At 60.4% G+C, this 18047-nt stretch carries 16 protein-coding genes; 6 read left to right on the top strand and 10 right to left on the bottom strand.

The genetic code is table 11. The features are described from left to right. Nucleotides 1-14: 14 nt before the first annotated feature. The 9 genes from QTL94_RS27440 to QTL94_RS27400 all read right to left on the bottom strand — a co-directional run bounded on the left by QTL94_RS27440 (nt 15) and on the right by QTL94_RS27400 (nt 8605). Nucleotides 15-1520 (bottom strand): aldehyde dehydrogenase family protein, encoded by a 1506-nt coding sequence (locus tag QTL94_RS27440; protein ID WP_289803753.1) that lies wholly within the window; start codon nt 1518-1520, stop codon nt 15-17. Between the two features lie 5 nt (nt 1521-1525). Further along, nucleotides 1526-2566 carry an aminoglycoside phosphotransferase family protein gene (locus QTL94_RS27435; protein WP_289803752.1) on the bottom strand — a complete coding sequence of 347 codons (1041 nt, stop codon included), beginning with the start codon at nt 2564-2566 and terminating at the stop codon, nt 1526-1528. Nucleotides 2567-2608: 42 nt separating this feature from the next. Beyond that, nucleotides 2609-2956 carry a cupin domain-containing protein gene (locus QTL94_RS27430; RefSeq protein ID WP_065693173.1) on the bottom strand — a complete coding sequence of 116 codons (348 nt, stop codon included), beginning with the start codon at nt 2954-2956 and terminating at the stop codon, nt 2609-2611. A 24-nt stretch (nt 2957-2980) separates the two neighbouring features. After that, nucleotides 2981-3343, bottom strand: a complete 363-nt coding sequence (locus QTL94_RS27425; protein ID WP_244499543.1) for a cupin domain-containing protein — start codon at nt 3341-3343, stop codon at nt 2981-2983. Next, entirely contained in the window at nt 3336-4631 is a 1296-nt protein-coding gene (locus QTL94_RS27420; RefSeq protein WP_141684015.1) for a nucleotide disphospho-sugar-binding domain-containing protein, read from the bottom strand. The genes QTL94_RS27425 and QTL94_RS27420 overlap by 8 nt, the downstream gene beginning before the upstream one ends. Before the next feature lie 36 nt (nt 4632-4667). After that, complete coding sequence (locus QTL94_RS27415; protein WP_289803751.1) at nt 4668-5723, bottom strand: ABC transporter ATP-binding protein; 1056 nt, start codon at nt 5721-5723, stop codon at nt 4668-4670. Continuing rightward, nucleotides 5720-6499 (bottom strand): ABC transporter permease, encoded by a 780-nt coding sequence (locus QTL94_RS27410; RefSeq protein WP_113522063.1) that lies wholly within the window; start codon nt 6497-6499, stop codon nt 5720-5722. Before QTL94_RS27410 ends, QTL94_RS27415 begins: the two co-directional genes overlap by 4 nt. Nucleotide 6500: 1 nt before the next feature. Next, nucleotides 6501-7364, bottom strand: coding sequence for an ABC transporter permease (locus QTL94_RS27405; protein WP_289803750.1), 864 nt, complete (start codon nt 7362-7364; stop codon nt 6501-6503). A gap of 173 nt (nt 7365-7537) precedes the next feature. Further along, nucleotides 7538-8605 (bottom strand): polyamine ABC transporter substrate-binding protein, encoded by a 1068-nt coding sequence (locus QTL94_RS27400; RefSeq protein WP_289803749.1) that lies wholly within the window; start codon nt 8603-8605, stop codon nt 7538-7540. 211 nt (nt 8606-8816) lie between these two features. On the opposite strand from QTL94_RS27400, the gene QTL94_RS27395 reads away from it, so the two are divergent. From QTL94_RS27395 to glmU, 4 genes are read left to right on the top strand one after another with little or no spacing between them, the layout of a single operon-like run. Then, complete coding sequence (locus QTL94_RS27395; RefSeq protein WP_289803748.1) at nt 8817-9749, top strand: GntR family transcriptional regulator; 933 nt, start codon at nt 8817-8819, stop codon at nt 9747-9749. Between the two features lie 6 nt (nt 9750-9755). Then, a complete protein-coding gene (locus QTL94_RS27390; RefSeq protein WP_289803747.1) occupies nt 9756-11027 on the top strand; it encodes a glycosyltransferase in 1272 nt (423 codons plus the stop codon). Between the two features lie 38 nt (nt 11028-11065). Further along, entirely contained in the window at nt 11066-12541 is a 1476-nt protein-coding gene (locus QTL94_RS27385; RefSeq protein WP_289803746.1) for an aldehyde dehydrogenase family protein, read from the top strand. A 49-nt stretch (nt 12542-12590) separates the two neighbouring features. After that, nucleotides 12591-13928: a bifunctional UDP-N-acetylglucosamine diphosphorylase/glucosamine-1-phosphate N-acetyltransferase GlmU gene (gene glmU / locus QTL94_RS27380; protein ID WP_289803745.1), complete on the top strand. Its 1338-nt coding sequence runs from the start codon at nt 12591-12593 to the stop codon at nt 13926-13928. 50 nt (nt 13929-13978) lie between these two features. On the opposite strand, the gene QTL94_RS27375 is transcribed toward glmU, so the two are convergent. After that, nucleotides 13979-15445, bottom strand: coding sequence for a xylulokinase (locus QTL94_RS27375; protein WP_289803744.1), 1467 nt, complete (start codon nt 15443-15445; stop codon nt 13979-13981). 164 nt (nt 15446-15609) lie between these two features. Here QTL94_RS27375 and QTL94_RS27370 point away from each other — a divergent pair, with 164 nt between their 5' ends. Together QTL94_RS27370 and QTL94_RS27365 are read left to right on the top strand one after the other, a co-directional pair. Continuing rightward, the gene (locus tag QTL94_RS27370; protein ID WP_289803743.1) at nt 15610-16536 is read left to right on the top strand and encodes a substrate-binding domain-containing protein; all 927 of its coding nucleotides are present in this window, start codon (nt 15610-15612) and stop codon (nt 16534-16536) included. Then, complete coding sequence (locus tag QTL94_RS27365; RefSeq protein ID WP_289803742.1) at nt 16533-18047, top strand: sugar ABC transporter ATP-binding protein; 1515 nt, start codon at nt 16533-16535, stop codon at nt 18045-18047. The genes QTL94_RS27370 and QTL94_RS27365 overlap by 4 nt, the downstream gene beginning before the upstream one ends.

Here is an 18047-nt window from a genome sequence, read left to right as displayed (position 1 = left end):
GTCCTCAGGAGAAACTAGGAGTGCTTTCGGCCGCCGTGCTCGTAGAACCACTCATCGGGATAGGGATACCACCAGCCCTGGACGACAGGCTTGTGATCGATGATGACCATCTTCGACCGACGGAAGGTATCGAGCCCAAGCCTGGAAAGCTCGCGCCCGAGACCCGATTTTTTCCAGCCGCCGAATGGAAGCGCATCATTGTCGATCAGCGGATTGTTGATCCACACCATGCCGGCTTCCAGCCGCTCCGCCGCATCCATCGCCTCATCGAGCGAGGTGGTGAAGACAGAGGCGCCTAGCCCGAACTCGCTATCGTTGGCACGCTCGATCGCCTGGTCGAAATCGGCAACCCGCATGACGGCCGCAACCGGACCGAAGCATTCTTCGCGCATGATCGCCATATCCTGCGTGCAACCCGTCAGGATCGTCGGTTCGTAGAACCAGCCGGTTGGCTCGCTTTCGGGGATCCTGCCCCCCACGACAACGGTCGCACCTTTCGATTTTGCGTCCTCGACAAGGCGAATAACCTTGTCGCGGGCAGCCTTGCTGACCAGTGGTCCGATCTCAGCCCGGGTCAGCCCGTTGCCGATCCTCAACCTTTGGGTCTCTTCCGCAAATCTGGCGATGAACTCGTCATGGATACTGTCGACAACGAAGAAGCGCTCCGCCGACGTGCAGACCTGGCCGGACATGTGAAAGGCAGCCGTCACCGCTCCTGCAGCCGCTACATCGACCGGTGCATTGGCCGTGATGATCATCGGGTCCGAACCGCCAGCCTCGATGACAGCCGGCTTCATCTGTCCGGCCGCGGCCATCGCAACAGCCCTGCCCGCCGCAACCGAGCCAGTGAAGGCTACGGCATGCGTCTTCGGTGACTCGATGAGCGCCGTTGCCAGTTCAGCGCCGCCGGGAAGGCACGCCACAAGCCCTGCGGGAAGCGGATCGAAGACCTGCATGAACTCGAGCGTCGATAACGTCGTGGCGGGTGCCGGCTTGATAATGCAGCCGTTCCCGGAGGCCAATGATGCCGCCACGGTCCAACACATCAAGAGGATCGGAAAATTGAACGGCATGATGTGAACGCTGACGCCCAATGCTTCATAGCGTGAATGCTGGAATGAGCCTGCCTGTGTCGTGCCGGCAACCTTGCCACCATCATCCCGGGCCATTTCCGCGAAATAGCGGAATGCCCCGGCGCAGTTGGCCACCTCGCCGATCGCTTCCGGGTATGGTTTTCCCATCTCCCGCGACATCAGTTCCGCGCAGCGGCGCATGTCGGTCGCTTCGATGCGACTGGCGATCTGGTGAAGAATAGTCGCGCGGGTCTTGGCGTCGAATTTCGACCATGCACGTTGCGCTTTGGTGGCGTCGTCGAGTGCCGCGCCCATCTCGGCAGCGGTCACCTCACTGCGAATGCCCACAGTGTTCAGGTTTGAGGGGTCAAGAACATCGTGAGTTACGCCGGCACTGATCTGGTAGGCGCCACCGGCGAAATAGACGGCTTTCGAGGGATCAAACATCGGTCTCAATTCCTGCGTTCGTGTAGGTCTGCGGGCTGGCTAGATCTGATCTGTGCGAACTGCCGCCAGCCCGGCAGGCATTCATCCATGCAAGACCGTATTTCGGTCAGATTGGCCTGGCTCAGAGCGCGGTCCAGTAGCGCTGAGACATGCTCCTGATACCGGAGGTAACCATGCTTGCTGTCACGCCTGGAGAGCCGCTCGAAGTTGCCGAGGATCTTGGTGTGACGATGGGCGGCCAATAGCCAGTAGTCGGCTATGAACGACCTGTGGTCGACGTTCGGGCGTGCGGCGAGATACCGTTCGACCAAACTTGTCTCAAGCGCAGGGGCGATCGAGCGGCGGGCGTCCTGCGTCAAGGAGACGAGATCGTAAGTGGCAGAGCCGATAAGCGCATCCTGGAAATCCAGGACTCCACAGGCGGCGATCCCCGCTCGCCCGTCAATCACCATAAGATTGTCGACGTGGTAGTCACGCAGGACCAGCACCTCGCGACGGCCAGCCACCTCGGCGAGCGCCTGCTTCCAGAGCGAAAGAAACCTCTGCTTAAACCCCGCAACGTCGAGGTCCGGGTTGCAGAAGGGGGCAAACCAGTCGGTGAACATGCCGAGTTCCTCCAACAACGGCGTCTCGTCGTAACTCGGGAGGCCGATGCGCGTCGCGCCGGGCGCATCGTGCAGATGGACCAGCGTGTCGATCGCAAGCTGATAGAGTTCCGCCTCGCTCTCGCCGCGTGCGAAAAGGCGCGTAAACGTGTCGTGTCCAAAGTCTTCGATCAGCGCCAGCCCCCTGTCGAGATCCATCGCGTAGACTTGCGGAGCCGACAGGCCCAGCTGCACGAGGTGCCGGCTGATCTCAACGAAAGCCGGAAAATCCGGCGCATGCGCCGGAACTTCCATGAGAAGGCGCGGCGTGAACTCGACACGATAGTATTTTCGTGGGGAAGCGTCGGCGGGCAGTTGCGTGAGTTGCAGCAACTCATCGCAAGACTTGAAGACAAAGCCCTGCCGTGCATCCCATGAGGTTTGATCCTGCATGATGCTCATTCACTTTCTTCGCGTTTAAACTGACCGCCGGCGCGAGGCCGCTTAGCGGATCATGTAGACCTTCTTGATCGTTTCATGGACCGTGCAGACACCTTTCCAATCCTGGGGGAAGAAGGCGGCCGTGTCCGGCGTTACTTCGATCACGTCCCCGGATTCATGCACGTAAGTGCAGCGCCCCTCGAGAAAGTGGCAGAACTCATCGCGCGTTACGTGGCATTCCCACTTGCCGGGCGTGCAGATCCAGAGGCCACATTCGCTCTCGCCGCTTGGACCCTTGTGGATCAGCCGGCCCGACACGTGGCTTACCCCCTCGATCATCGTGGGAATTGTTCCCCAATCGACGAGGTCGCTCTGTTCCAGCGGCTTTCGCATCAACGGTGCGGTGGTCATGTGCGGTTTTCCTTTCGTCTCGGCTTACGCCAGCATGTATATGTTGCGCATGGTCTCATGGACGGTGCATTCGCCGGTCCAGCCGGCCTTGAACATCACCGCCGTTCCTGCAGTCACCTCCACGACCTCGCCGCTATCCGAGCGGTAGGTCGCGGAACCGGTAACGAAATGGCAGAACTCGTCGCGGGGGATCGACAGGCGCCAGCGGCCCGGCGTGCATACCCAGATCCCGGTTTCCGGCTGGTTGTTCGGCCCCTTGAACAAGAGCCGACCAGTGGATTTCGACTGCCCTTCAAGCGCATCGGATTGGACACCCCAGTCGACAAGATCGTCGAACGTCGTTGCGCCATGTATATGTGGGGCCGTGGAAGTCAGGGTTTTAGGCATTGTATGTTCCGGTGTTGATCAGCTGATTGAGGATGCCTGCGGCCTTTTGCGGACCATTGCGGCTCTGCATGTGAGCCGACGTGGAGGCGAGTTTTGCCTTCATCGCGGCATCATTGATCATGTGCTCGAGTTTGGTAGCGAGCTCTTCGTCGGTCCAATCATAACGGGGCATCTTGAAGCCATGACCGGTCTCATCGATGCGGGTTGCGTTGTCGTGCCCGTCCCATACATAAGGCATGATGATCGCCGGCTTGCCGAAGTAGAGGCACTCGGTGAAGGAGTTGTTTCCTCCGTGATGGATCGCCGCATCGATCTGCGGGATGACGGACGGCTGCGGGAACCAGCTCTCGATCACCACGTTGCCAGGCACATCTTCATACTGGTCCTTGTAGTCGCCCACATTGACCAGCGCGCGGTAGGGCAGCCTGCCGATCGTCTTGATCAACCGCTTCAGGAGATCGGTGTCGCCTGCTCCGAGGCTGCCAAACGAGATGTAAATCAGAGGCTTGTCATTGTTCTCGGCAAACGTCGGGACGGTGTACGGCGCCTCCTTGCGGATGCAGCCCTCGAGATACTGGTACTGGTTTGGATCGAGTGGATGCGCCCGGTCGAACTTTACCGACTGCGGATAAAGCAGCAGGTTCATATGGGGCGAGGCCTCGAAGAACTGACCGATGGGATAGGCCTCTTCCCCTGTCGAGGCGAGGAACGCGTTGAAATCATCATGGATGGGCTTGATCACTTCATTGAAGCGGTCACGGAAGGCCGCGTGGCCGGCAAGGTCATCCTGGCGGCATCCGGAAAGGTGCGGCGGGATTTGCGGGTCCTCGATCTCGTTCTCCGAGCAGGAAATGATCCGCACCCACGGCTTGCCGAAGTGCTTGATCGCCGGAAACAGGATCACGTTATCGACGCAGATAAGGTCTGGCTGGATCTTCGCCAGAACGGCCGGCAGATCCTTTTCCGCCCATTTGGCGCTGTCCACGATCGCGGTCCAGCAGTCCTTCACGTAGTTGTCGATCTGGTCGTAGGGGCTTTTGCGGAAATTCGGGATATGGCCGTTGATGAAGTCCTCCCAGAACTTCGCCATCTGTTCAGGCGGCACCGGGGCCGAGAGATTGACGGGATAAGCCTCGAATCCATAGCCCTCGTAGACCGACACGAAGCCCGGATCGGAGAGAAAAACCGCCTTGTGGCCGAGGGCCTGGACGGCTTGGGCGATACCAACCGAGTTGAGGGCCGGGCCGAACGCGGCTTCCGGAAAGAATGCAATCGTTTTGCTCATCAATGTTCCCTTCTTGTCATTATTCTTGTGCCGCCTTCCCTAGAAGAGGTGGCATTTCGCAGGATCGAACAGCAGGCGTACCTGCTGCGCCGGCCTGAAATTCCGCCCCTCCTCCGCGGTAACGCGAACTTGCACCGGAGCCTGAGACACAGTCGTCTCAACGTGAAGCACGCGGTCGAGCCCGTGATAGGCGATGTCGGAAATCGTGCCCGCGAGGCCGGCACCATCGTCGGAAAGGCGGATCGCCTCTGGGCGCGCTGCCAACGTTGCCTTGCCGGGGCCACGATCGGAGGCAAGCGCGATCCGGTAACCGTCAGCAGTGAAAGTGCCGTGGTCGCCGACAGTTCCGTCGATGAAGTTCATGATGCCGATGAAATTGGCGACGAAACGATCGGCAGGCTGTTCGTAGACCTGCTCGGGCGTACCCACTTGCAGGAGTTTTCCGTCGCGCAGGATCGCCATGCGGTCGGCCATGACCAGCGCCTCCTCCTGGTCATGCGTGACGATGATGAAGGTGATGCCCGCTTCGTGCTGCAGGCGCTTCAACTCCAGCTGCATCCGCTCGCGCAACTTCTTGTCCAGCGCCCCGAGCGGCTCGTCCAGCAGCAGCACTTTGGGGCGCTTCACCAGGGCGCGGGCGAGCGCGACACGCTGCTTCTGGCCGCCGGAGAGCTTGTCGGGCTTGCGATCGGCAAAGGCGGTCAGATCCGTCGACAGCAAGGTTTCATCCACCCGCCTGCGGATTTCCGCCTTGTCGAGACGCTCCATCTCTAGGCCGTAGCTGAGATTTTGGCGCACGGTCATATGCGGAAAGAGCGCGTACGACTGGAACATCAGGTTGAGCGGCCGCTTTTCCGGCGGCAGCGACGCGATATTCTCCCCCGACAGCACGATCGCTCCGCTGGTCGGCATCTCGAAACCGGCGAGCATCCGCAGCAGCGTGGTCTTGCCGCAACCGGACGGCCCCAGCAACGCGAAGAACTCGTTGCGCTGGATGCTCAACGACACATCCTCGACTGCGGAAACCGGGCCGAACGCCTTGCTCAGGCCCTCGATCTTCAGGATCGTCTCATTCTTGCTGGGAACGTTGGTCATTGCATCTGTTCTTTGTTGAGCCATTGAGAAATGAGGAGCGCTGTTGCACTGACACCCATGACGATCGTCGCCAGGGCATTGACTTCCGGCGTGATGCCAAAGCGGATCATCGAGTAGATCTGAATTGGCAGGGTGATCGACGACCGGCCGGCGCCGGCCGTAAAGAAGGCGATGATGAACTCGTCTACGGACAGCGTGAAGGCCAGCAGGGCGCCCGCGATGACGGCCGGCAGGATCACCGGAAGCGTAACTCGCCAGAATGTCGTCCACGCCGAAGCTCCAAGGTCGCGAGACGCCTCGACGATGGAATTGTCAAAGTTCTTCAACCGTGCCCGCACCACCGAGCAGACGAAGGCCAGATCGAAGATGACGTGGCTGATCACGATGGTGTGCAGGCCAAGCGTGATGTTGAGCAGCGAGAAGAAGGACAGGAGCGCAACGGCAAGAACGATATCGGGGATCACCATCGGCGCGAAGGCAAGAGCCTCGATGCCCGTGCTCTTGCGCCGGCGTTGCTCCATGCCCATCGCCAGCATGGTCCCGAGCACGGTCGAAATTGCCGTGGCACATACTGCGACGATCAACGTGTTCCAGGCGGCGCCCAGAATGCTCGCATTGGCAAGCAGCGACCCATACCACTTGGTCGAGAAGCCGGACCAGCTGGTCGGCAGGCCGGACTCGTTGAAGGACAAGAGAACCAGCACCGCGATCGGCAGGTACAGGAAGCCGAAGACCACGAGCAAGACGATGCGGGAAGGCAGGCGTGATTGTGGCATCTCACGTCTCCCCTTTGATCGTCTCGCCGCTCGCGCGGGCCGTGACCCTTGCCTGCAGCAGCAGCAATGCCATCATGGTGATGATCAGGACCATCCCGAGCGCTGCGCCAAACGGCCAGTCATTGGCGCTGAGAAACTGGTCGTAGACCACGTTCCCGATCATCTGGAAGCGGCCGCCTCCAAGCAGTGCCGGCGTCACGAAATTACCGATCGACAACACGAAGACGAATACCCCGCCAGCCGCGACGCCGGGCAGCGTCAGGGGAAGCGTGACCCGAAAGAAGGTGCGAATGGGCCCGGCACCAAGATCGCGGGAGGCTTCCATAAGCTCCGGATTGAGACGCGACAGGGTGGAGTAGATCGCAAGGATGACGAAGGGCAGATAATTATAGACGAGCCCGACGATGACCGCGCCTTCGGTATAGAGCAGCGACAAGGGTTCGCCCTGGTAACCGAGCACCTGCAGAAGCTTGTTGATCAGCCCCTCGCGATTGAGAAGCACGATCCAGGCATAGGTGCGGATCAAATAGTTCGACCAGAAAGGCAGAACCGCAAAGAAGAGCAACATAGGCTGGCGTGCCCGCGGTGCACGACTGATCGCATAAGCAGCGGGATAACCGATCAGGACAGCCAGAAGGGTGGCCAGTCCCGCGATCTGCGCGGATTTCAGGAAGATCCGCGCATAGAGCGGGTCCGCGACACGCAGGAAGTTCTGCAGATTGAGATTGTAATCAATACCGCCCCAGACGCCGCGCTCGAAGAACGCGTAGCTCAGGACCAGCAGGCATGGCGCCACCATGAAGGCGAGCAGCCAGGCGACAGCGGGCGCCGCAAGGAGGTTAGGTCTGGTTGCTTGGTAAGACACGAAGAAGGAAACCTCTGGAAGGTTGATTTCCCAACAGCTGCCCGATCACTTCCCACATGCCTGCGTGAAGTAGCCGAGTGTCTGTCGATGACCGTAAGCGCGGCAGGTAGATGTCCAGCCCTCAGGCGGGACATCTGCCGAATTCGATCGAGCCGCGTACGTGCGGCAAGGCCTTAGTTAGCGGCCTTGATTTCGCTCACGGCGCGGGAATAGTCCTTCTGTGTCGCCCCGAGATCCCTGAGAAGCTCATACTTCATCAGTTCCACCGGTGTCGTGCCCATGTTCGGATACTGAGCGATCAGCTTCGGATCGAGGCTTTCCATCGCGGCCTTGTTCGGAACCTTGTACAGGATGTTCTCGGCCGCCCAGGCATGGTTCTTCGCATCGAGCATGAAGTTGATGAACTTCATGGCTTCCGCCTGCTTTTCAGAGTTCTTCATGACGACAATCGTATCGACCCAGAGATCCGAGCCTTCCTTCGGCACCACGAACTTGATGTCCTTGTTGTCGGTAATGCCGTAGTTGCACCAGCCGTCCCAGGCCTGCACGAGGTGAGCTTCGCCGGATACCAGCTTCGAATAGAAGGTCGTGTCGTCGTAGGCGAGAAGGGTCTTCTTCGCCTCGATCAGCTTGTCCTTAGCCTGCGCGATCTTGCCGGCATCCTTCTCATTGACCGAATAGCCGAGAGAAAGCAGGCCCGCCGCCATCAGCCAGCGGTCAGTCGCCAGCATGGTGGTTTTTCCCTTCAGCGCATCATCGGGCTTCAGAAGGGTATTCCAGCTGTCCACTGGTGTCTTCACGAGGTCGGATCGGTAGCAAAGACCCGTCGCGCCCCAGGTGTAAGGAACTGAATATGCATTGCCCGGATCATACGCCAACTGAGCGGCCTCAGGATAAAGGTTGGCGAGGTTCGGGATCGCGGACTTGTCGAGCGGCGCCAGCATGCCTTGGCCGTTGAGGATCTCGGCAAAGGGCGACGAAACGAAGACGACATCGTAGCCCTTGCCCTTGCCGGCCATCAGCTTGCCCATGATTTCCTCATTGGTGGCGTGATTGACCACCTCGATCTCGAGCCCGGTCGCGGCTTTGAAACTCTGGGCCACATCCTTCGCCATGTAGCCGTCCCAGTTGGAGATCACGAGGTCAGCCGCACCGGCGACATTTACGCTGCCCAGAATGACCGAGATAGCCAGAGCCTTCGTACTCGCGCTGCGGAGTACTGCTTTCGTTTTTCCACTCACGGAGAATTCCCTTTTTTATTTGTTCCACCTCAGAAATCAGGCGCCGCCGCTTGGCACGGTCATTTGCTGCCCGACGCGATGGTATTATTTCAAACAAAAATACGTCAATAGAAAAAATGATAGGCGGTATCTTTTTCCAATTTCGTACCATCATACTTGAAAATCAATTCTGCGCCGGGCACTATGAATCAACGAACACGGGACATACCGAATGACATCTGAGATGCAACGCCCACGCCATCGCCATGTTGAATTGGCGCAAAAGGTACTGGACATCGCGATAGAACGAGGGATGTCACCGGGCGAACGGCTTGCCGAACAGGCCCTGGCGTCCCTCTGCAATGTATCGCGAACACCGATCCGCAAGGCCCTGCAAGTCCTGGCGGATGAGTCCATCGTCACCGCGGACACCGATGGCGGCTATGTTCTCGCGGTGGATCCCGCGACCCTTCCGAGACTTGCGGGCGGTGAGTCGGAAACGAGCGAAGGGGATTTGCATCTTGCGATGCTGCGGGATCTCGCAGCCGGCAGGATCCAGGAAGTCCAGACCGTAGCGGGCCTGCAGCGACGCTACGGCGCATCGAGAATGACGGTACAAAATGCGCTAAATAGACTGTCAGAAGACAATATGGTTGAACGCGGCGCCGGGCAACAGTGGGTATTGAAGCGCTTCGCCGTCAGCGTTGACTCCATCTCCAAGAACTACGAGTTCCGCCTCGCAACAGAACCCCTTGCGCTCACGATGCCGGATTTCAGGCGGGATCTGCCTGCCATTCTGGCGCTTCGCCACTCCATGAACAGGCTCAAGGAGATGGATGAATCGAGCTTTGATGTCAGGCTGTTCGAGCGCACCGACTTTGATCTGCACATGCTGATTGCGCGCTGTTGCGGAAACCCGTTCATGGCTGAGGTCCTCTCGAATTTCCATAAGCGGCGGACAGCGATGCCGTCGCCCAGATATGCCAGCATGTATCGCCTGATCCAGTCCAATCTGGAACATATTCAAATACTTGAGCACATAGAGAGAGGGCAGCTTGCGCTTGCGGCGGATCTTTTGCGCGTGCATATTCAGCTGTCCCAATCGCAGCGCCCTTCGCTCGCTGGCCGGGGCGTTCCCCGCGCATTCAAAGTCGTAGGCCGTTGATCGAACATGACCACTGAAAAGACCATCGCCTTCTTTCCCGAGGCCAGCTACGGAGCCGCGCTGAACTGCATCGGCATCGCACAAGCGCTGCGGCGCATGGGACACAAGCCAGTCTTCATCTGCCATCCGGGCTTCTCTGGCATCTTCGCCGACTACGGTTTTCCAGAATATCCGCTGTCGGATACCGAAGAACCGACCGACTGGAACGATTTTATCGAGCGCCATCAGGATGCGTTTCGCCAGCCGCCGGTCGATCAGCTCGACACCTACATCGGTCCCACGTGGGAAACGATCGTGGACACGGCGATCCGCGTCGAAGAACCACTCCGCCTGCTTTTGGCTCGACTGCAACCGGACGTGATCGCGCTCGACAACGTTGTCATGTTCCCGGCGATCGCCAATGCCGGCGCCCCCTGGGTCCGGATCGTTTCATGCGCCGAGACCGAGATCCCAGATAGCAATGTCCCACCATATCTTTCGGGCGCAGGTGAGAACGACAAGAACGATTGGGATGTGTTTTCGGCGCTCTACAAGAAGACCGTGGCGCCGACCCACCGCCGTTTCGCAGCCTTTCTCAACGAATGTGGCGTGAAGCCGCCGCCACCACCCACTTTCCTCGACGCCTCGCCATACCTCAATCTCTTGCTGGCGCCGGAGATTATCCGGCACGAGAGACACCAGCCGCTGGATCCGGAAAAGTTCGTTTTTCTCGATGGATGCGTGCGCAATGAGGCGCCCTTCACGCCACCGCGTTTTGCGAACCATAACGATGCGCCGCTGGTCCTGGTCAGCTTCGGCTCTCTGGGCGCAATGGACGTCGAGATGATCAAGCGCATGCTCAGCGTGCTTTCGACGCTCCCCTTCCGCTTTCTCGTCAATGTCGGGCACTGGCGCGAGGAGTATCGCGAGGTGCCGGACAACGTGTTTATCGACGCATGGTTCCCCCAACCTTCGGTCGTCGAGCAGGCAAGCCTCTTCATCCACCACGGCGGCAACAACTCCTTCTGCGAAGCGCTCTATTTCGGTGTTCCGTCGCTGGTGATGCCCTACTGCTGGGACGGCCACGACAACGCCGTGCGGGCCGACGAGACCGGCGTGGGCAAGCGACTGGACCGCTACAACTGGTCGGATGAGGAACTCGCAGGCGCGATCCAGTCGCTGATCCGGGACCAGAAGACGCATATCCGGCTAAAGGCGAACGCCGAGAAAATGCGAAAGGCAAACGGCGTTGCCCGAGCCGCACAGGAAATCGTCACCGTCGCGGAAAATCACAAGTGACAGCAATCAATCGCGAACCAATGGCCTGGAGCTGAGGAATGAAAGACAAACTATTCATCGCGGGCCAGTGGGTCGCTCCGGTCAAGGGAGGCAGCTTCGACGTCGTCAATCCGGCAACGGAGCAGACGATCCATCGCGCACCTGCCGGCACCGCCGAAGACATCGACCTCGCCGTCGCCGCGGCACGACAGGCCTTCGACGTCGGCCCATGGCCCAGAATGTCGGGCCGAGAGCGCGCCGTCATCTTGCGCCGTATCGCCGATATCATTCTGGCGGAGAAGCATGCCCTGGCGCATCTGGAAGTGCTCGACAACGGCAAACCCCTGCCCGAAGCAATCTGGGACATCGAGGATGTCGCCGGATGCTTCAACCTCTACGCCACTTTTGCCGAGGAACTTGACGAAAACCCGGAAGAACCGATTGCGCTCGCGGACGCTCGCTTTTCCTCGAAGGCCGTCCGGGAACCGATCGGCGTAGCGGGCGCAATCATTCCGTGGAACTATCCGCTGCTCATGGCGGCGTGGAAAGTCGCTCCGGCGCTCGCAGCCGGCTGCACCATGGTGCTGAAGCCCTCCGAACTCACGCCGCTGACGGCGCTCGAACTCGGCGCAATCGTCGAGCGTGCCGGCTTGCCGGCCGGCGTGCTCAACATTGTCAGTGGCCTCGGGCCGGATGCGGGACAGCCGCTGTCCGAACACCCCGGAATAGACAAGCTTGCCTTCACCGGCTCCGTGGCAACGGGCTCGAAAATCATGGCCACAGCCGCCCGCGACATCAAAAACATCAGCCTGGAGCTCGGCGGCAAGTCGCCATTTGTCGTCTTTGCCGACAGCGATATCGAGAAGGCTGTCGAGTGGATCATGTTCGGCATCTTCTGGAATCAGGGCCAGGTCTGCTCCGCGACTTCGCGTGTTCTGGTCGAGGAAAGCCTCTATGCGCCCCTCCTGGAACGGCTGGTGGCGGAGGCAGCGAAGATCAGGATCGGCGACGGCCTTGCTGATGGAACGCTGCTTGGGCCGCTGGTTTCAAGCGGTCAGTATCAAAAGGTCTTGGCGGCTATCGCCCGAGGCAAGGCCGAAGGCGCGACGATCGCCGGCGGAGGCAAAAGACCCGAAGGTTTCGACACCGGCTATTTTCTCGAACCAACCATCCTGATCGATATGACGGAAAACAGCTTCATTTGGACCGAGGAGATCTTTGGCCCCGTTGTGTGTGTCAAGCCGTTTCGCGATGAGGCCGATGCGATCCGCATGGCAAACGACAGCCGTTTCGGCCTTGCAGCAGCCGTCATGTCCAAGGACAAGGCACGGTGCGAGCGGGTCGCGAAAGGACTTCGCGCGGGTATCGTGTGGATCAATTGCTCACAACCTACCTTCGCCGAAGCCCCTTGGGGCGGCTACAAGCAATCCGGCATCGGTCGGGAGCTGGGACGATGGGGTCTCAGCAACTATCTCGAGACCAAACAGATCACCACCTTCGAGAGCGATGATCCCTGGGGCTGGTACATCAAGTAATCGGTCGAAACCCTTCCCTGCTTCATACCTGATCTTGCGGAGATTACTCATGCGCAATCCCTCTTGCCTGGCCATCATTCTGGCCGCCGGTGACAGCACGCGAATGAAATCGCGACGCTCCAAGGTGCTGCATCCGGTTGCGGGGCGCCCGATGATCGCCCACGTCCTTGATGCCATCAGCGAGGCGGGCGTGTCGGAGGCCGCGCTCGTGGTCGGACGAGATGCCGATGCGATCGGTACTGCTGCCACGGGTACGAACGTGCAGATAGAAACGTTTCTCCAGTCCGAGCGGCTGGGCACGGCACATGCCGTATTGGCCGCACGCGCGGCGATCGCGCGGGGCTATGACGAGATCCTTGTGACCTATGGAGACGTGCCGCTGATCACCGGCGCCACCTTGCGGGCGGCCCGCACGGCGCTCGCAGACGGCAGCGGCGTCGCGGTCATCGGCTTCGAAGCCGCGAACCCGACCGGATATGGACGCCTGCTGGTCAAGGACGGCGAGCTTTTGGCCATCCGCGAAGAGAAGGATGCAACCGACGAGGAGCGCCTGATCCGGCGCTGCAACAGCGGCATCATGGCAATCAGCGGTCGCCATGCCATAGAACTCATCACGCAGGTCAGCAATGACAACGCCAAGGGCGAGTATTATCTGACCGACATCGTCGAGATCGCCCGAGCGCGCGGCATCGCAACCTCGGTCGTGGACGCCGACGAGAACGAACTCGCCGGCTGCAACAACCGGCAGGATCTCGCCGCGGTCGAACGCTTCTGGCAGGAGCGCCGACGCCGGGAGCTTATGCTGTCGGGTGTCTCGCTGATTGCCCCGGAAACCGTGTTCCTTTGCCACGACACCGTTATTGAGCCGGATGTAACCGTTGAGCCCAACGTCGTATTTGGCCCTGGTGTACGCGTTGAAACGGGAGCGGTTATCGGAGCCTTCAGCCATCTGGAGGGCGCGCACGTGTCAGCCGATGCACATGTCGGACCCTACGCCCGCCTTCGCGCCGGCTCACGGCTCGCCCGCGGCTCCAAGGTTGGCAATTTCTGCGAAATAAAGAACGCGATGATCGGGGAAGGCACGAAAGTCAATCACCTGAGCTACATCGGCGATGCGCAGATAGGCTCCGGCACCAACATCGGCGCAGGAACGATTACCTGCAATTACGACGGCGTGAACAAGCATCTCACCACCATTGGGTCGCGCGCCTTCATCGGCTCGAATGCATCTCTGGTCGCACCGTTGAATATTGGCGACGGGGTGATCGTCGCTGCAGGCAGCACAATCACCGCTGATGTCCCAAGCAATGCCCTCGCCTTCGGTCGTGCACGACAGGAAACGAAGCCTGAACGCGCGAACACGGCAAGAAAGACCAGCCGGGCCTAGACCTGCAGCTCGAGCGAGCGACCGATCGGAAGGCAATTCGTCTCATCGCGCTAGGATCGCGAAACCAGATCGAGATTGAAGGCCTCCAGCTGGTGGTAGAGTTCCTTGTATTTGGCGTAGCCATACGCGTACCGATCCGTCAGCGACGGATCGGGTTCGAAAACGCGCTCCGTCACGACGAGCTGCGCGGCTGCATCGGCCAGCGAATGAAACAGCTGCGCTCCCGCGCCGGCCAGCACTGCTGCACCGAGCACGCCGGCATCGAGATTCTTTCGCCGCAAGAGTGGCTTTCCCAGCACGTCGGCGCGGATCTGACACCAGACATCCGAAGCCATGCCGCCGCCTGCCGCGCAAAGCGCCGCAGGCACGGTCCCGGCTGAACGTTGCAGGCTTTCAATCGCCATCCGCGCCGAAAACGCCACACCTTCCATCATCGCGACGGTGAATTCGGCGGGCCCCATCGCCGCATCGATGCCCGAGAAGGATGCACGTGCATGGGCATTCCACAACGGCGCGCGCTCGCCCTGCAGGTGAGGAAGAAAAACTGGCGTCATGCGGCGTCGATCGACGTGATCGGCAAGGGAAGAAAGCTCCGTCGGCGACCGCCCAAGCAGGGTCGACAGCCACGCCATGGAGGCACCGCCGGCTTGCGTCGGAGCGGCATGCAGCACAATGGATTCGCAGCGTGGGAACGCGATCACACCCGGCTCAGGATTTCGTTGTTCGGAAACGATGCCCAGCACCTCGCTGGTTCCGCTGAGATACAGGCCATCCCCCTCGCGCAGCGCACCGCTGCCGAACAGGCCGGACCATGCGTCCATGGTCGCAACGACCATCGGCGTTCCGGCAGCCGGCAGCCCACTTCTTATCTGTCCGGCAATCGACGTAAAGTCCCGGATGGGTGCCAGCCGCTCGGCGGCCCCATCGACGAGATCGACCAGCCCGCCTATGTAGCGCAAATCCTGATCGATCACGCCGAAGGACTCCATCGAGTCGGCCACGACCTCGCCCGTCAATTGCATGATGCAATAGTCCTTGGGTGACATGACCCAACGCGTCTTTTGCCAGATATCCGGACGGTGACGCTTCACCCATTCCATGCGCGACAGTACATGGCTCGCGTCGATCGGCAGCGGCGCTCCCCACCAGGCGATCTTGTCGGTCGGGTCAACCCTGGCGTCCAGCTCGGCCGCCACATCGGCACACCGACCGTCCTGCCAGATAATCGCCGGCATCAAAGCCTGGCCGTTCGCATCGACGAAGACGTGACTGTTCACATGGGAGCACAAGCCCACCGCATGCAACTGACCGGGTGCGAGATTAGAGGTCAGTTCGTCCAGTGCCGCCTTGACGTTGACGATCCAGTCGCCCGGGTCCTGCTCCACGATGTCCGGTGGCCGGCGCGTCGTCGGATAATGACGGGCATAGCTGCGCTCGACGTTGCCATTCGCATCGAAGCGCGCAGCCTTGACGGCAGTCGTTCCGACATCGATGCCGATCAGCATGGGACCGCTCACAATTTCCTCCGTCTGCGCTCTTGCAACTGACGCCATCCTTAGCGGCGCGATTGACTCATGACAATCTGTGGCAACCCTTGGGTACGGTCTATTGAAATGCGGATTAAGCTCGGCTAACGTCCCGAACATATTAGAGAAATCGAAAGATAAGGGCGGGGACCAGCATGACTTTCGTATTGAAGACCAGCGCCGTTGCGGGAGTTCTCGCAGCGCTTTTCATCGCAGGCGCAGCCAACGCTGCCGGTAAGATCGCGGTGATTACGCCATATCTCTCGCAGCCAGGCACACAGTTTTATGTCGAGGCCTTCCAGGAGGAAGCCAAGACGAACGGCTGGGATATCAATGTCATCGATACGAAGGGCGATGTAGCCGCAGCCATCAGCCGCATTGAAGACGTCAGCACCCAGAAGGTCGACGCCATCGTTATCAATGTCGATCCGGCGCAGGTTGCGGCCGGCTTGGAGACTGCCAAGGCAGCCGGGATCCCGGTCTTTGGCATGGATGCCGGTGCAAACCCGCTGCTGGTCACGAATGTCACGTCGAATGGCTATGCGATGGCCGCCGATACCGCTGCCTATGCCGCAAACCGCATCAACGGCAAGGGCAATGTTGTGATGTTCGTTTTCGATGCCTTCCCGCCGGTCCAGGCGCGCGGTGTGATTGCCGACGCGATCTTCAAGAACAATCCCGACATCAAGGTTCTCGAGCGCGTCACCCCTGATGTCTCCGACGGAGGCATCGCGGATTCCCGAGCCAAGATGGAAGCAATCCTGACGGCTCACCCGGAAAAAGGATCGATCGCAGCGGTCTGGGCAGCCTGGGATCAGCCGGCCCTCGGCGCGTTGCAGGCAATTGAAGCGGCGGGCAGGCAGGACGAAGGCATTGTCATTACCGGCATCGACGCCAATCCTCAGGCCCGCGACGCCATCGCCAAGGGAAGCAATTTCGAAGCTTCGATGGCGCAGGATTTCAAGGGCATTGGGCGGACAACAGCCGACGCAGTGAAGCGCTATCTCGCAGGCGAGAAGATCAAGCAGAGCGTGCTCTACGTGCCGACCAAGCTCGTGACCGCGGCAAACGCCAAGGAATGAACGCGCCGACCCTCGAAACGCGCAGGCTTTCCAAGAGTTATTCCGGCGTACCTGCGTTAAGAGATGGCTCCATCACCATTGCGCGTGGCGAAGTCCACGCGCTGATGGGCGAAAATGGCGCGGGCAAGTCGACGCTGATCCGTATTCTTGCGGGTGCGACGACGCCCGACAGCGGCACCATCCTGATCGACGGCCAACCGGTGTCGATCGAGCACCCCTCGCAATCGCGGCGGCTGGGCCTGCGTTTCATCCACCAGGAACTCGCCGTCATTCCGGAGCTTTCAGTCGCCGAGAACCTGTTTCTCGGCCGACCCTATCCGCGGCGACTGGGCTTCCTTGCCGACTGGCGGGAACTCAACCGGCGTGCATCGAGCGCCCTTGAAGCATTGGACATCGGTCATATTGACCCCAGCCGGAAGATGGCGCGGCTATCGCTTGGCGACCAGATGCTGGTCAAGATCGCCGCGGCCTTTCTGGATGACGAGGGTGAGGCCGCTCGCCTCTATGTGATGGACGAACCCACGGCCGCCCTGACGAGCGAAGAATCCGAACGCCTGTTCAAGGTTATCGCCGGCCTGACGGAACGAGGACGAAGCGTCATTTACGTGTCCCACAGGATGGACGAAGTGATGCGCATCGCCGACAGGGTCAGCGTCTTGCGCGACGGCGAGACCGTGGCGACACGCGCGATATCAGAGATCAGCAAGGCAGAGATGATCGAGCTGATGACGGGTCGCCAGATCGCGGACGCTTATCCGCAACGGCAGGCCACGGCCACGTCGGCATCCGTATTGCGTCTCGACGCGGCGCGTTCGCCGGCCGTGCACGATATCTCGTTCGACCTGCAGGCAGGCGAGATCCTGGGTGTCACCGGCCTCTCCGGCGCTGGCCAGAGCGAGGTCCTGCGTCTGCTTGCTGGCGCCGACAAATGGACAGGCGGCACCATTGAACTCGATGGCAAGGCCCTGGCAGCCGGCACACCGGCGGCGCGTTGGGCAGCCGGCATCGCCTATGTGCCGCGCGAACGCCGGCTCGAAGGTCTTCTTCCGCGCGCTTCGGTCGCCGACAACACCGTCCTTGCCCATCTGGAATCCCTGAGCCGCGCAGGGATCCTGCGTAACCGCCGGGCGGAACTGCAGAGATCGGCCGACATTGCCTCGCGCGTCAAACTGAAATCGACAGGCGGCAAACAGCCCGTCTTCCAGCTGTCCGGCGGCAATCAGCAGAAGGTGGTGCTTGCGCGCGCGATTCTCGGCGGCCCGCGGGTCCTCCTGCTCGACGAGCCTACCCGAGGCGTTGACGTCGCAGCAAAATTTGACATCCACACATTGATCCGGGAACTCGCCGCAAGCGGCGTAGCCGTTCTCCTGGCATCATCTGATCTCTCCGAGCTGACCGGCATGGCCGACCGCATCCTCGTCATGCGCGAGGGGCGGCAGAGCGACATCGTCGCGACCGATGGCCTCACGCAGGCAAGATTGCTTGCGCTGTCGTTTGGTGAGCCCGCTTAA

The organism is Rhizobium sp. S96 (assembly GCF_030382195.1).
Lineage (GTDB): Bacteria > Pseudomonadota > Alphaproteobacteria > Rhizobiales > Rhizobiaceae > Rhizobium.
This window is presented reverse-complemented; position numbering and strand designations above follow the sequence as displayed.